Genomic DNA, 13,044 nt, shown 5'->3' with positions numbered 1-13,044 from the left:
GAGTTCTAATAATGAAAAAAGTAATGCTCAAGACCACACTTAGCCTCGCCGTTGCCATGGCATCCTCCCACCTGTTCGCAAGCGGTTTCGCACTGAACGAACAGAGCGTCAGCGGGATGGGTACGGGTTTCGCAGGTCGCTCTTCTTCTGCCGATGATGCAAGCACTGTTTACGGTAACCCTGCCGGTATGTCTCGCCTGAATGGCCAGCAAATCACCGGTGGTGTTGCTGCGATTGATGCTTCGACCGATATTAAAGATGCAAGCGGCCGCCCAAGCGGCTCCAACAAAGGTGACATGGTTCCGTTCACCGCGGTGCCATTTGGTTTCTACACCAACAAACTCAATGACCAGTGGGCTATCGGCTTCGGCGTTTATGCTCCGTTCGGCCTGGTGACCGACTACGAAAGCGGCTTCCAGGGCCGTGGGTTCGGCAGCAAGAGCGAAGTGAAGGTCATGACCTTCCAGCCAACTGTCAGCTATGCGTTCAACGACCGAGTATCCATTGGCTTTGGTCCGACGATCAACCGTATTTCCGGTGTGCTCGAGTCGGATAAAACACTGGTGATTGGTGCCCCGTTCGGTGACACCAACGTCAAGATCAAGGGTGACGACACTGCGCTCGGCTTCAACTTCGGCGTATTGGTCCAAGCGACCGACACCACCCGCGTCGGCCTGACCTACCACTCGAAGGTCAAGTACAAGCTGGAAGGTCACACCACCGTCAGCGGCCCGGCCCAAACTCAAACGGCCCTGCGTAACAACCGTTACGATGCCTCCTTGAAAATCGACACCCCAGAATCCTATGACCTGTCGGTGACGCAAGACCTGACTGACGCATGGAAACTGTACGGCGGTGCGACCTGGACACGCTGGAGCCGCCTGAAAGAAATCACCGTCAAAAACGAAGGCGTGACTGCCGTAAACGGTGGTGGCTTGGCCCCAAGCCGAATCAGCAACATCACCGAAGAGCAAAACTGGCATGACACCTGGGCTTACGCCGTGGGTACTTCGTACCAGTTGACCAAGCAGGTAGTGCTGCGTACCGGCCTGACCTTCGACCAGTCGCCAACCAACAACAAAGATCGCTCGCCACGTATTCCTACCGGCGACCGTACGATCTTCAGCGTGGGTCTTGGCTACAAAGTGATGGATAACATGACCGTCGACCTGGCTTACTCCTACCTCAAGGAAGAAGACGTCAAGGTCAACAACACCTCCCTTCCGTCGAACTACCAAGCCAAATACCAAAACAGCGCCAACGGTTTCGGCCTGGGCATGACTTACACCTTCTGATCCAGACCGGTGTAAAAAAGCCCCGCTCTCCTGCAAAGGAGGCGGGGCTTTTTAATGGCTGACGATCAAGGCTTGGACGCTATCGCCTCCTCCACCGCCTTGATCATGTCCGGACTGTCCGGCTTGGTAAGGCTGGAAAAATTGGCAATCACCTTGCCCTGCCGATCCACCACGTACTTGTAGAAATTCCACTTCGGCGGCGCGTCGGTCTGCTGCGCCAATACCTTGAACAGGTGCACCGCATCCGGTCCCTTGACCTTCTGTGGCTCGGTCATGGTGAAGGTCACGCCGTAATTCACGTAGCAGACCTTGGCGGTTTCTTCGCCGGTCTTGGCTTCCTGCTTGAAGTCATCTGACGGCACGCCGATCACTTCCAGCCCTTCGCCCTTGTAACGCTGGTACAAGGCTTCGAGGCTTTTGAATTGTGGAGCGAACCCGCAAAAGCTGGCGGTGTTGACGATGACCAAGGGCTTGCCGGCGAAGCGCTGGCACAGGTCGATGGATTCCTTGGCGCGCAGCTTGGGCAATTGGCCTTCCAACAGCGGCGGGCAACTGGCGGCCATGGCGGCACTGCCAATGGCCATCAGGACGGGTACAGCGAGCCAGCGCATCTGCATGTGGTGTGTCCTTGAAAGTATTCAGACCACGAACTTAACAGATCGACATACCCAGTTGCATCAATGCCAGCCCGCCGTTTTGCCAGCCCCACCAGGCCAGCAACATCAAAACCAACACTGCGGCGAGTATCACACCGCGTATCGCTATGTTCATGCCGCCTCCATCTGTGCCTGCAATCGCGCCACTGGCCGCTCGCGTACCGGCCAATTCAGGGCCGCGGCGAGCAGGCTCAACAGGATCGCCACCTGCCAGATCAAATCGTAGTTGCCGGTTCGATCATAGACCACCCCGCCCAACCAGCCGCCCAGGAACGAACCGAGCTGGTGGAACAGGAACACGATCCCACCGAGCATGGAGAGGTTTCGTACACCAAACAACGTTGCGACGGTACCGTTGGTCAGCGGCACGGTGGACAGCCACAGGAAGCCCATCGCCATACCGAACAGGTAGGCCGTGACTTCGGTGACCGGCGCCCACAGGAACAACACGATCACCACTGCGCGCAGCAGGTACAGCCCGGTCAGCAAACGCGGCTTGGACATGCGCCCACCGAGCCAGCCGGCGGTGTAGGTGCCGAAGATATTGAACAGGCCAATCAGCGCCAGCACCGTTGTACCGACGGTGGCCGGCAAGTGCTGGTCCACCAGGTAGGCTGGCAAATGCACGCCGATAAACACCACCTGGAAACCGCAGACAAAAAAGCCGAAGGCCAACAGCCAGAAACCGGAATGGGAACAGGCTTCCTTCAAGGCTTCGCGCAAGGTTTGCTGACCGGCCAGCACCGGCAATGGACGATCCTTGAGCATGGCGACCAGCGGCAGAATCAGTGCCACCATCAGCCCCAGCGCCAGCAGTGCTGCGGACCAGCCCAACCAACTGATCAAACCCAGGGTGCCCGGCACCATGGCGAACTGGCCGAACGAACCTGCAGCACTCGCGATGCCCATGGCCATGCTGCGTTTTTCCGGCGCCACGGCCCGGCCGACCACGCCGAGAATCACCGAGAACGACGTGCCGGACAGACCGATACCAATCAGCAGGCCCGCACTGAGGGACAGCGACCACGCCGAATCGGACATACCCATCAACACCAGGCCCGCCGCGTAAAGGACGCCGCCGACAAACACCGCTTTAGTCGCACCAAAACGGTCGGCCAGGGCGCCGGTGAACGGCTGCGCCAGGCCCCAGATCAGATTCTGCAAGGCGATGGCAAAGGCGAAGGTCTCACGGCCCCAGCCGAATTCGCTGCTCATCGGCGCCAGGAACAGGCCAAAACCGTGCCGCACGCCCAACGACAACGCCAGGATCAGCGCACTCCCTACAAGAATCCAGCCACTGGTGCGCCACATCGAGGTCATTTCTTATTCTCCGCTCGCGGGTATATACCCGCTTGTATTCGAACCAACCCGCGCTCAGGCGAGTTCGTCCAGCAAGGCCAACAAGGTTTCGCGTTTTTCCGCGCCGAGTTGATCGATCAATTTCTGCTGCGCCGCTTCCCAGGCGGGTAATGCCGCGGCCAGTCGTGCTTCACCGTCCTCGGTCAACATCACCAGACGGTTGCGCAGGTCATCGCCTTCCACCAATTTCACCAGGCCCTCGCCTTCCAGCACCCGCAGGTTGCGCCCCAACGTGCTGCGATCCAGGCCCATGGCTTCCGCCAGGCTGGAAATGCTCGGCTGATCGAGGCGCTGCAAGTTACACAGCAAAGAATACTGGGCGACATTGATCCCGAAGCCATCAAGAGCGCCGTCGTAATGCCTGCTGACGCCACGGGCGGCACGTCGCAGGTTGGTACACAAACATTGGGAGGCAAGCATGGAAGGTGTATATACCCGCGATTGAGGGAATGCAAGAAAGTGTTACAGCGCCAGGCCAACCAGAACCGCGACTTCCAGCAGCTCCAGCAAGGCGCCTGCGGTATCACCCGTGGTGCCGCCCAGGCGGTTGACCATCAAATGGCGCAGCCCGATAAAGCAGATCGCAGCGAGCAATACAGCCATCCCACCGCTGAAGCCGCCGATAAGAATGCAGGCCAAACCACTGAGGATCAGTACCTGTTGGCCGACGATTCTCGGTAAATGATCCGACAATGCCTGACCCAATCCACCAGCACGCACATAGCGGGTGGTAAGAAACAGCGCCAGCATCGAGGCGCGGCCGATCAGCGGCGCCAGGATCAGTGCGGCGCCGTTGCGCTGCTCGATCAAAGCCACCAACGCGGTGAACTTGAGCAGCAGCACCAACCCGAGCGTGACCACGGCAATCGGACCGCTGCGGGGGTCCTTCATGATCGTCAGTGTGCGCTCGCGGTCGCCAAAACCGCCGAGCCAGGCATCGGCGCTGTCCGCCAAGCCGTCCAGGTGCAGGCCACCACTGAGCAACACCCAGGCCGTCAGCAACAATGCGGCATGCAGCAGCAACGGGGCGCCCATCAATACCGAATTCAAGCCCAACAACAGCACGCCGAACAACAACCCAACCAACGGATAAAACAGCAGTGAGCGTCCCAACTCCTGAGGCTGCGGCATACCCGGCAGACGAATCGGCAGGCTGCTGAGAAATTGCAGGGCGATCCAGAAGGGCAGCATGTCTACACGCCTTCCGTCAGTGTGCCGCCAGCATCGACGTGCAGGCTGAACAACCCGCCATGGCCCACTTCGACATTCAACAGTTGCTCCCTTGGCAGGCCACGCGCTCGCGCCAATAACAGACGCATCACACCGCCATGACTGATCAACAGCACACGCTCACCGGCATAGGCCTGATGCAAGCGTGCGACAGCGCCCAGGACCCGGTCGGAAAAGGCGCTGACAGGCTCCCCTTCCGGTGGCGTAAAGCTGTAGGGGTCAGCCCAGAACAACCCCAGCCCTTCGGCGTCGGTCTCCATCAAGGCCGCTGCACTGTGCCCTTCCCAGGCACCGAAGTGCAGCTCTTGCAGATCTTTTTCCAGGCTCACCGGCAGCTTGAGTTGAGCCCCCAATTCCTCGGCAAACCGCGCGCAGCGTTGCAGCGGCGAGCTGACCAGACGGTCCCACGGCCCCTGCGCCACCACGGCCGCGCGCATCTGCGCCCAGCCATTGGCGGTGAGCGCATCGTCCAGGCTGCCGCGCAATCCGCCGCCCAGCTCGGTTTCACCGTGGCGCAGCAAGTCCAGGCGCAAGGTCATGCCGGGCGATCTGCCACAGCCGCTTCGGCGAAGGTTGCCATCTGCCCGTGCAACGCACAGGCCAGGCGCAACAACGGAACAGCAATCGCCGCGCCGCTGCCTTCGCCCAGGCGCAGGCCCAGTTCCAGCAGCGGCTGTGCGTCGAGACTTTGCAACACATGGCGATGACCCGGCTCGGCGCCGCGATGGCCGAACACAAGCCAGTCACAGCAGGCCGGATTCAAACGTGTCGCGACCAGCGCCGCGACGCTGCAGATAAAGCCATCCACCAATACCACGATGCCTTCCTGGGCGCAGGCCAGGTACGCGCCCACCAGCGCGGCAATTTCAAAGCCGCCCAGATTGAACAGCGTCTGCAACGCGTCACCACGCTGGCCGGCGTGCAGCGCCAGGGCGCGCTCGATCACGGCCACTTTGTGGCTGACGCCTTGGGCATTCAACCCCGTCCCCGGCCCAGTGAGGTCACTGACCGGGCAATCGAGCAAGGCACACGCCAACGCACTGGCGGCGGTGGTGTTGCCGATGCCCATCTCGCCGCCGATAAACAGCTGCGCCCCACCTGCCAACGCACGCCGCGCACTGTCGCGACCGGCTTGCAGGGCGAGTTGCCCTTGGGCCTCAGTCATCGCCGGGCCGTTGACGAAATTAGCGGTGCCCGCGCCGATATTCAGGTGACGCACACCGGGCAGGTCCAGGGACGGCGTGACCGTGCCGAGATCGACCACTTCCAACTGCGCGTCCAACTGCCGCGCCAACACACTGATGGCGGCGCCACCGCTGACAAAGTTGTGCAACATCTGCCCGGTCACTGCCTGGGGAAACGCCGACACACCTTCCGCGACCACGCCATGGTCACCGGCAAAGATGGCGATCCACACGTGATCCACCAACGGTTTGACCTGGCCCTGCAAGCCCGCCAATTGCACCGCCAGCGCCTCCAACTGCCCGAGGGAGCCGGCCGGCTTGGTCAATTGCTGCTGGCGAGCCAGGGCGTGTTCGTACGCTTGAGCGTCAATCGCCTTACAAGGGTTGAGCCACCAGGTGTCAGTCATAACGCAGTACCTTTCAAAGTCAGGGGCAGGCCGGCGACCGTCAGGACAACACGCTGACAACGCTCGGCCAAAGCTTGATGCAGCCAACCGGCTTCATCCACATAGCGGCGAGTCAATTCGCCCAGCGGCACGACACCCAGACCGGTCTCGTTGCTGACAAAAATGATTTCACCCGGCAGCGTGGCCAGGGTTTCCAGCAGTTGATCGCGTTCGGACGCCAGGCGATTAGCGTCTTCAAGCATTAGCAGATTGGTCAGCCACAGGGTCAGGCAATCCACCAGCAAACACTGCGCAGGCGCCGCGTTGTCGCGCAGCACGCGAGCCAGTTCCACAGGTTCTTCGATCAGGCCCCAATGCTCGGGGCGACGCTGACGATGCAGCGCGACGCGCTCATTCATCTCACCATCCAACGGCTGGCTGGTGGCGATATAAGTGACGGGCAAACCACTGTCGCTGGCGAGCTTTTCGGCGAGACGACTTTTGCCGGAACGGGCGCCGCCGAGGATCAGTTGAAGCATGGGATGGCACCTTGATCTGGCTGAAATGTATCGGCCCTCAGGCCGCCTTCGCGGGCAAGCCCGCTCCCACTGAAAAGCCAATCTGCGTTTGATCTGGCTGTTGATCTGGCTTTTGATGTTGATCTCAAGCGCCCCGTAAAACCACGCTGGCCGAGCGCAGGCTTGAATCCGTGGGTAACCCGGCAGGACGCCGGGTTAGCCGTCCTGGGCCAAGGATGGCCCATGACGGCGGCCCACGGATTCAAGCCGGAGCGAGGGCACACCGAGCCTAGGCGAGGTGCCGAGTGGTGGGGCGAGAGCCTTTTGGTTACTTTTGGGCTCTTCCAAAAGTGACCCGCTGTAAGAGCGGAACCATATTCAGCCGTTACCGCAGCAACGGATATGCACACCGAAACACCGCCTTCGCGAGCAAGCCCGCTCCCACATTGGGACCGCGTACTCACCGTCAAACCCCACACAGCTTGCGTAACAAATCGGTATCCAAGTGGTTCTCCACCAAATCCGCCAAGCGCTCGATATCGCGCTCACGCAAAGCGTGGTAATCCACAGATTGCACATCCTGCAATCCAGCCCAGCGCAGCAAGGCACTACACGCCGCCGGATTTTCGAACAACCCGTGCAGGTAAGTACCAAGGATCTGTCCATCAGCGCTTTGAGCACCGTCCGTGCGACCGTCATCCAACAACACAGCAGCGTTAAGCAATGCTTCGCCGGACGTCACACCCGCATGAATCTCATAACCACTGACCTCGGCATCCTCCAGCAACAGACGCCCACGTACATTACGCAACTGCTTCTCTTCTTCCAGCGTAGTGCTGAACGCCAGCAACCCCAGGCCATCGCTGGAACCGGCAGCCCCTTCCATGCCCAACGGGTCATGCACCTGCTCGCCAAGCATCTGCAGGCCACCGCAAATACCCAGCACCTTGCCGCCATAGCGCAAGTGCCGCGCCACGGCCGTGTCCCAGCCGTTGGCGCGCAAGTACGCCAAGTCGCTGCGCACGCTTTTCGAGCCGGGGAGGATGATCAGGTCGGCAGCCGGGATCGGCTGGCCTGGCCCGATAAATTGCAGATCCACTTGGGGATGCAGGCGCAGTGGGTCGAAATCCGTGTGGTTGCTGATGCGCGGCAACACCGGCACCACCACCTTGAGTACCTGGGCCGCCTTGTCGATCTGGCGCCTGTCGATGCCGTCTTCAGCTTCCAGATGCAGGTCCATCACATAGGGCAACACGCCGACCACCGGTTTGCCGGTGCGCGCTTCCAGCCAGTCCAGGCCGGGTTGCAACAGCGCGATGTCACCGCGAAAACGATTGATGATAAAGCCTTTGACCCGCGCCTGTTCCGTGGGCGACAGCAGTTCCAGGGTGCCGACCAGATGGGCAAACACGCCGCCACGATTGATATCGGCGATCAGCAACACCGGGCAATCCACCGCCTCGGCGAAGCCCATGTTGGCGATGTCATTGGCGCGCAGGTTGATCTCCGCCGGAGAGCCCGCGCCTTCCACCATCACCACCGGGTAGGCCTGGCTCAACCGGGCGTGGGAGGCCAGCACCGCCTGCATCGCGATGGCTTTGTAGTCGTGATAGGCCACCGCGTTCATGCTGGTGACGGCGCGACCGTGGATGATGACTTGGGAGCCGGTGTCGCTGTTGGGCTTGAGCAACACCGGGTTCATGTCGGTGTGCGGCGCCAGGTGGGCGGCCTGGGCCTGCACGGCCTGGGCGCGGCCGATTTCGCCGCCTTCGGCGGTCACGGCGCTGTTGAGCGCCATGTTCTGCGGCTTGAACGGCGCCACCGCCACGCCCTGGCGGACCAACCAGCGGCACAGCGCGGTCACCAAGGTACTTTTGCCGGCGTCGGAGGTGGTGCCTTGCACCATCAGCGTACTCATGTGGCGTCCTTATAGGCGAGCAGGGCTTGATCCAGACGCAGCCAGTCAGCCTCGGTATCGGGCAGGCCAAGGCGCAGGCTGCTGTCATGGACAAACAGCCGCAGCAAAATGCCGCGCTGGGCCATGAATTCGTGCATGCGTTCGGCGTGGGGCGTGATCAGCCATTGAAACAACGCGCAGCCGCCCTGGGGCTGGAAGCCGTGGCGCTCTAGCAGGGCGAACAACCGCTCGCCCGCCTCGATGCAACGCGTGCGTTGCCGCGCATGCCCGGCCGTGTCGCGCAGGCATACCTGGCCCAACACCCGCGTCGGCCCGCTGACCGCCCAAGGGCCGACCTGTTCGGCCAGCAACTTGAGCAGCTTGCGCTCGGCCAACACAAAACCCAGCCGCACCCCGGCCAGGCCGAAGAATTTGCCGAACGAGCGCAACACGATCAGGCCAACCTGATGGGCCTGGCCCGCCAGGCTCAGTTGAGGGGTGACATCCATGAAGGCTTCGTCTACCACCAGCCAGCCGCCGCGCTGGGCCAGCCGCGAGTGCCAGTCCAGCAAACGTTGCGGGGTCAGGCTCAGGCCGGTGGGATTGTTGGGGTTGACCACCACCAGCACGTCGAGACCATCGAGAAAGAAGTCGACTTCCTGCTCCTGCACTTCGCGCACCACGTAGCCGGCGCGACGCCAGGCTTCGGCGTGTTCGGCATAACACGGCGACAGCACGCCGACTTTGCCCGCTCGGCGCAGGCGTGGCAGCAACTGGATGGCCGCCTGGGAACCGGGCACCGGCAACACGTGCGCAGCGCCGTAGTATTCGCTGGCGGCCTGCTCCAGGCCATCGTCGGTTTCTGGCAGGCGTGCCCAGGCCCGCAGCGGGATCTCGGGGATCGGCCAGGGCCAGGGCGCGAGGCCGCTGGACAAGTCGAGCCAATCGGCCTCGGCAATCCCGTACTGAATCGCCGCCTTACGCAGCCGGCCACCGTGCTCAAGCATAGAATTGCGCCCCCGCGCATAGGATCAGCAGCCACAACCATACGCCGCGCTGCACCAGTTGCCAGCCTCGGTCGATGGAATCGGCATCCGCCGGAGGGCCTTCGCCCAGTTGCGGACGCTGGTGCACTTCGCCGTGATAGATCGCGGCGCCGCCCAACTCCACGCCAAGCGCACCGGCACCGGCCGCCATGACCGGGCCCGCGTTGGGGCTGTCCCAGGTCGGGCCCTGGGTGCGCCAGCATTTGAGCGCCAGGCGCGTCTTGCCCAGTACGGCGTAGGTCAACGCCACCAGGCGCGCAGGAATGTAGTTCAGCACATCGTCGATCTTTGCCGCCGCCCAGCCGAAACGCTCGAAACGTTCGTTGCGATAGCCCCACATGGCGTCGAGGGTGTTGCTCAGGCGGTAAAGCACCACGCCCGGCACACCCGCGACGACAAACCAGAAAATCGCAGCAAACACCGCATCGCTGCCGTTTTCCAGCACCGACTCGGTGGCGGCGCGGGCGACTTCGGTGCGGTCCAGCTCACTGGTCTGACGGCTCACCAGGTAGCTCACGCGCTTGCGTGCTTCCTCGAGGTCATCACTGCGCAAGGCCTGGGCCACCGGGATCACATGTTCACCGAGACTGCGCATGCCAAGGGCGCAGTACAACGCCAGGATCTCCAATACCCAGCCGATATACGGCGCCCAGGACAACGCCGTGGCCAGCAGGGTCAGCGGCACCACAGCGATAAACCACGCGGTCACGCCATGGCTGCGCCAGCCGCGACCACCGGTATTGAAACGTTGCTCGATGCGCCCGGCGAAATTGCCGAACGCCACCAGCGGATGCCAGCGCCTGGGTTCGCCCAGCAGCGCATCCAGCGCGACTGCAGCGACACACAGCAAGGCCACACTCATTGACTCACTCCCCACCCATTCTCATACAACATGTCACTCAGCGGCCGGGGCTCGGTCCAGCCCTCGAGTTGCAACATCGGTGCCGGGTAGAACTCGGCCACCGGCCCCAGGCACAGCACGGCCAACGGTTTCGCGCCGGGCGGCAAGCCCAGCAGATCGGCCAGGGCCTGGGGCTCGAACAGCGAGACCCAGCCCATGCCCAGCCCTTCGACACGGGCCGCCAGCCACAGATTCTGGATAGCACAGGACAATGACGCCATGTCCATTTCCGGCAAGGTGCGCCGCCCAAAGATGTGCCGCTCACGATCATCCATCAACGCCGCCACCAGTACTTCGGCGCAGTCGTGAATGCCTTCGACCTTGAGCTTCATGAACTCGTCGGAACGCTCGCCCAGGGCTTCGGCGGTGCGTACGCGTTCTTCTTCCACCAACTGTTGAATCTGACTACGCAGTTGGCGGTCGCTGATGCGGATAAAACGCCAGGGCTGCATCAGGCCGACACTGGGTGCCTGGTGCGCGGCCTGGAGCAGGCGGTGCAGCAATTCGGGGGCGACAGTGCCGCCGCTGAAGTGGCGCATGTCGCGGCGTTCGGCGATGGCGCGGTAGACGGCGTCGCGGTCGGCCTGGGGGAAGGCGTTGTCGCTCATAGTGCTGGATCGGGCGCGAACAATGCGGCCACCGCCTGGGGATTCGAGGGGAAATAGAAGTGTACGTAGGACGCCGTCATCCGCCCCTGCCGATAAACCGCCTCGGCACCGCGCCCGCCATTGGGGCTCAGGCCACGGGCAATCGGCTGCCATTCGGTGGTGGTCAGCGAGTGGTGATAGGTATGGCCGCGCAGTGTGCCTTCGGGCAATTCGACATTTTGCAGCGCCAAGGCCGCGAGCTTCTTCTGCATCACCGCATCGCCTTGCAGCAGGCCGACCAGTTCGGCGCGAGTGCCGTCGACATCAGTCAGCGAGTCCAGCAGGTAGAGCATGCCGCCGCATTCGGCGAGCAGCGGTTTGCCGGCGGCATGATGAGCGCGGATGGCGTCGAGCATCGGGGTATTTTGCGACAGCGCCTGGTGGTGCAGCTCCGGGTAACCACCGGGCAGGTAGAGGCTGTCGGCGGCCGGCAATTGGCGATCATGGATCGGCGAGAAGAACTTCAGCTCGGCGCCCATTGCCCGCAACAGGTCAAGGCTGGCGCCATAGGTGAACGCGAAGGCTTCGTCGCGGGCCACGGCGATGCGCACGCCGTTAAGCAGTGGCTCGGCGTCGATCACTTCAGGCGCGGCAAAGGTGACCGGCGGCGGCAAGGCGACTTCGCAACTGCTGCCCAGTGCTTGAGCGGCGGCATCCAGGCGTACATCGAGGTCATTCAGTTCGCTCGCCTGCACCAAACCCAAGTGACGGCTAGGCAGCTCGATACCGGTCTCGCGAGATAATGCGCCGTACCAACGCAGGCCTTCGGTGAGGCTGCCTTCAAGCAATTGCGCATGGCGCAGGGTGCCGACGCGGTTGGCCAGCACGCCGGCGAACGGCAAGTCCGGCTGATAACGCGCCAGGCCCAGGGCCAACGCGCCAAAGGTCTGGGCCATGGCGGTGCCGTCGATCACGCCAAGTACCGGCACACCAAAGTGTCGCGCCAGGTCGGCGCTGGACGGCGTGCCGTCGAACAGACCCATCACGCCTTCGATCAGGATCAGGTCCGCCTCCCCCGCCGCTTCCCACAGCAAGCGGCGACTTTCCTGCTCGCCCACCATCCACATATCCAATTGATACACCGGTGCACCGCTGGCGCGTTCGTGGATCATCGGGTCGAGGAAGTCCGGGCCGCATTTGAACACGCGCACCTTGCGCCCCAGGTTGCGGTGCAAGCGGGCCAATGCGGCGGTGACGGTGGTTTTGCCCTGGCCGGACGCCGGTGCGGCGATCAAGACGGCCGGGCAATGACGGGGCTGATTCAAAGTTCGACGCCCTTCTGTGCCTTGATACCGGCCTGGAACGCGTGCTTGAGCATGCCCATTTCGGTGACGGTGTCGCCCATTTCGATCAGTTCAGGCTTGGCGCCACGGCCGGTGACCACCACGTGTTGCATCGGCGGGCGGGCTTGCAGGTCGCTGAGCACCTGGTCCAGGTCGAGGTAGCCATGCTTGAGGGCGATGTTCAGCTCATCCAGTACGACCAGGCCGATGGACGGGTCCTGCAGCAACTCGCGGGAAACCGCCCAGGCGGCTTCGGCGGCGGCGATGTCGCGCTGGCGATCCTGGGTTTCCCAGGTGAAGCCTTCGCCCATGACGTGGAAACGTACTTGCTCGGGGAAACGGCGGAAGAACAACTCTTCCCCCGTACTGTTGCGCCCCTTGATGAACTGCACCACACCGCACTGCATGCCGTGGCCCATGGCCCGGGCCAGCATGCCGAACGCGGAGCTGCTCTTGCCTTTGCCGTTGCCGGTCAGCACCAGCAGCAGGCCGCACTCGTTCGGGGAATTGGCGATGCGTTCATCGATCACGGCTTTTTTGCGCAGCATGCGCGCCAGGTGACGTTCGTCGCGGTCGGGGGAATCGGTCATGGCAGCTCTCCGTTGGGGCTGGACAAAAACGGCGGGCAGGAAAAAGAAAAAA

At 62.5% G+C, this 13,044-nt stretch carries 14 protein-coding genes; 1 reads left to right on the top strand and 13 read right to left on the bottom strand.

What is annotated here, in order from left to right:
• The first annotated feature begins 11 nt into the window (after positions 1 to 11).
• Positions 12 to 1,295 carry an outer membrane protein transport protein gene (locus H096_RS18585; protein WP_033900716.1) on the top strand — a complete coding sequence of 428 codons (1,284 nt, stop codon included), beginning with the start codon at positions 12 to 14 and terminating at the stop codon, positions 1,293 to 1,295.
• Between the two features lie 65 nt (positions 1,296 to 1,360).
• On the opposite strand, the gene H096_RS18580 is transcribed toward H096_RS18585, so the two are convergent.
• The 13 genes from H096_RS18580 to cobO form a co-directional block, all read right to left on the bottom strand.
• Positions 1,361 to 1,912: a redoxin domain-containing protein gene (locus H096_RS18580; RefSeq protein ID WP_033900714.1), complete on the bottom strand. Its 552-nt coding sequence runs from the start codon at positions 1,910 to 1,912 to the stop codon at positions 1,361 to 1,363.
• 150 nt (positions 1,913 to 2,062) lie between these two features.
• On the bottom strand, positions 2,063 to 3,262 hold the full coding sequence (locus H096_RS18575; protein WP_161630248.1) for an MFS transporter: 1,200 nt from the start codon (positions 3,260 to 3,262) through the stop codon (positions 2,063 to 2,065).
• 63 nt (positions 3,263 to 3,325) lie between these two features.
• Positions 3,326 to 3,730 carry a MarR family winged helix-turn-helix transcriptional regulator gene (locus H096_RS18570; protein ID WP_010208689.1) on the bottom strand — a complete coding sequence of 135 codons (405 nt, stop codon included), beginning with the start codon at positions 3,728 to 3,730 and terminating at the stop codon, positions 3,326 to 3,328.
• A 42-nt stretch (positions 3,731 to 3,772) separates the two neighbouring features.
• Entirely contained in the window at positions 3,773 to 4,501 is a 729-nt protein-coding gene (locus tag H096_RS18565) for an adenosylcobinamide-GDP ribazoletransferase (RefSeq protein WP_033900706.1), read from the bottom strand.
• Positions 4,502 to 4,503: 2 nt separating this feature from the next.
• The gene (cobC, locus tag H096_RS18560) at positions 4,504 to 5,079 is read right to left on the bottom strand and encodes an alpha-ribazole phosphatase family protein (protein ID WP_033900704.1); all 576 of its coding nucleotides are present in this window, start codon (positions 5,077 to 5,079) and stop codon (positions 4,504 to 4,506) included.
• A complete protein-coding gene (gene cobT, locus H096_RS18555) occupies positions 5,076 to 6,131 on the bottom strand; it encodes a nicotinate-nucleotide--dimethylbenzimidazole phosphoribosyltransferase (protein WP_033900702.1) in 1,056 nt (351 codons plus the stop codon). The genes cobC and cobT overlap by 4 nt, the downstream gene beginning before the upstream one ends.
• Positions 6,128 to 6,649 (bottom strand): bifunctional adenosylcobinamide kinase/adenosylcobinamide-phosphate guanylyltransferase, encoded by a 522-nt coding sequence (gene cobU, locus H096_RS18550; protein ID WP_033900701.1) that lies wholly within the window; start codon positions 6,647 to 6,649, stop codon positions 6,128 to 6,130. Before cobU ends, cobT begins: the two co-directional genes overlap by 4 nt.
• Positions 6,650 to 7,094: 445 nt before the next feature.
• Positions 7,095 to 8,546 (bottom strand): cobyric acid synthase, encoded by a 1,452-nt coding sequence (locus H096_RS18545; RefSeq protein ID WP_033900699.1) that lies wholly within the window; start codon positions 8,544 to 8,546, stop codon positions 7,095 to 7,097.
• Complete coding sequence (gene cobD / locus H096_RS18540; RefSeq protein WP_033900698.1) at positions 8,543 to 9,532, bottom strand: threonine-phosphate decarboxylase CobD; 990 nt, start codon at positions 9,530 to 9,532, stop codon at positions 8,543 to 8,545. The genes H096_RS18545 and cobD overlap by 4 nt, the downstream gene beginning before the upstream one ends.
• Entirely contained in the window at positions 9,525 to 10,433 is a 909-nt protein-coding gene (gene cbiB / locus H096_RS18535; protein ID WP_033900697.1) for an adenosylcobinamide-phosphate synthase CbiB, read from the bottom strand. Before cbiB ends, cobD begins: the two co-directional genes overlap by 8 nt.
• Entirely contained in the window at positions 10,430 to 11,080 is a 651-nt protein-coding gene (gene bluB / locus H096_RS18530) for a 5,6-dimethylbenzimidazole synthase (protein WP_033900696.1), read from the bottom strand. Before bluB ends, cbiB begins: the two co-directional genes overlap by 4 nt.
• Positions 11,077 to 12,384 (bottom strand): cobyrinate a,c-diamide synthase, encoded by a 1,308-nt coding sequence (locus tag H096_RS18525; protein ID WP_033900695.1) that lies wholly within the window; start codon positions 12,382 to 12,384, stop codon positions 11,077 to 11,079. The genes bluB and H096_RS18525 overlap by 4 nt, the downstream gene beginning before the upstream one ends.
• Positions 12,381 to 12,992, bottom strand: coding sequence for a cob(I)yrinic acid a,c-diamide adenosyltransferase (gene cobO, locus H096_RS18520; RefSeq protein WP_010208674.1), 612 nt, complete (start codon positions 12,990 to 12,992; stop codon positions 12,381 to 12,383). The genes H096_RS18525 and cobO overlap by 4 nt, the downstream gene beginning before the upstream one ends.
• Positions 12,993 to 13,044: the final 52 nt, after the last annotated feature.

Origin of the sequence: Pseudomonas sp. FH1 (assembly GCF_000510895.2) — a bacterium.
GTDB classification, from domain to species: domain Bacteria; phylum Pseudomonadota; class Gammaproteobacteria; order Pseudomonadales; family Pseudomonadaceae; genus Aquipseudomonas; species Aquipseudomonas azotoformans_A.
This window is presented reverse-complemented; position numbering and strand designations above follow the sequence as displayed.

Excerpts from the sequence above, each read along its gene's own strand:
- H096_RS18585 (WP_033900716.1), top strand. The coding sequence starts at position 12 with ATGAAAAAAGTAATGCTCAAGACCACACTTAGCCTCGCCGTTGCCATG.
- bluB (WP_033900696.1), bottom strand. The coding sequence starts at position 11,080 with ATGAGCGACAACGCCTTCCCCCAGGCCGACCGCGACGCCGTCTACCGC.
- H096_RS18565 (WP_033900706.1), bottom strand. The coding sequence starts at position 4,501 with ATGCTGCCCTTCTGGATCGCCCTGCAATTTCTCAGCAGCCTGCCGATT.
- cbiB (WP_033900697.1), bottom strand. The coding sequence starts at position 10,433 with ATGAGTGTGGCCTTGCTGTGTGTCGCTGCAGTCGCGCTGGATGCGCTG.
- cobD (WP_033900698.1), bottom strand. The coding sequence starts at position 9,532 with ATGCTTGAGCACGGTGGCCGGCTGCGTAAGGCGGCGATTCAGTACGGG.
- cobU (WP_033900701.1), bottom strand. The coding sequence starts at position 6,649 with ATGCTTCAACTGATCCTCGGCGGCGCCCGTTCCGGCAAAAGTCGTCTC.
- cobC (WP_033900704.1), bottom strand. The coding sequence starts at position 5,079 with ATGACCTTGCGCCTGGACTTGCTGCGCCACGGTGAAACCGAGCTGGGC.
- cobT (WP_033900702.1), bottom strand. The coding sequence starts at position 6,131 with ATGACTGACACCTGGTGGCTCAACCCTTGTAAGGCGATTGACGCTCAA.
- H096_RS18580 (WP_033900714.1), bottom strand. The coding sequence starts at position 1,912 with ATGCAGATGCGCTGGCTCGCTGTACCCGTCCTGATGGCCATTGGCAGT.
- H096_RS18575 (WP_161630248.1), bottom strand. The coding sequence starts at position 3,262 with ATGTGGCGCACCAGTGGCTGGATTCTTGTAGGGAGTGCGCTGATCCTG.
- H096_RS18570 (WP_010208689.1), bottom strand. The coding sequence starts at position 3,730 with ATGCTTGCCTCCCAATGTTTGTGTACCAACCTGCGACGTGCCGCCCGT.
- H096_RS18545 (WP_033900699.1), bottom strand. The coding sequence starts at position 8,546 with ATGAGTACGCTGATGGTGCAAGGCACCACCTCCGACGCCGGCAAAAGT.
- cobO (WP_010208674.1), bottom strand. The coding sequence starts at position 12,992 with ATGACCGATTCCCCCGACCGCGACGAACGTCACCTGGCGCGCATGCTG.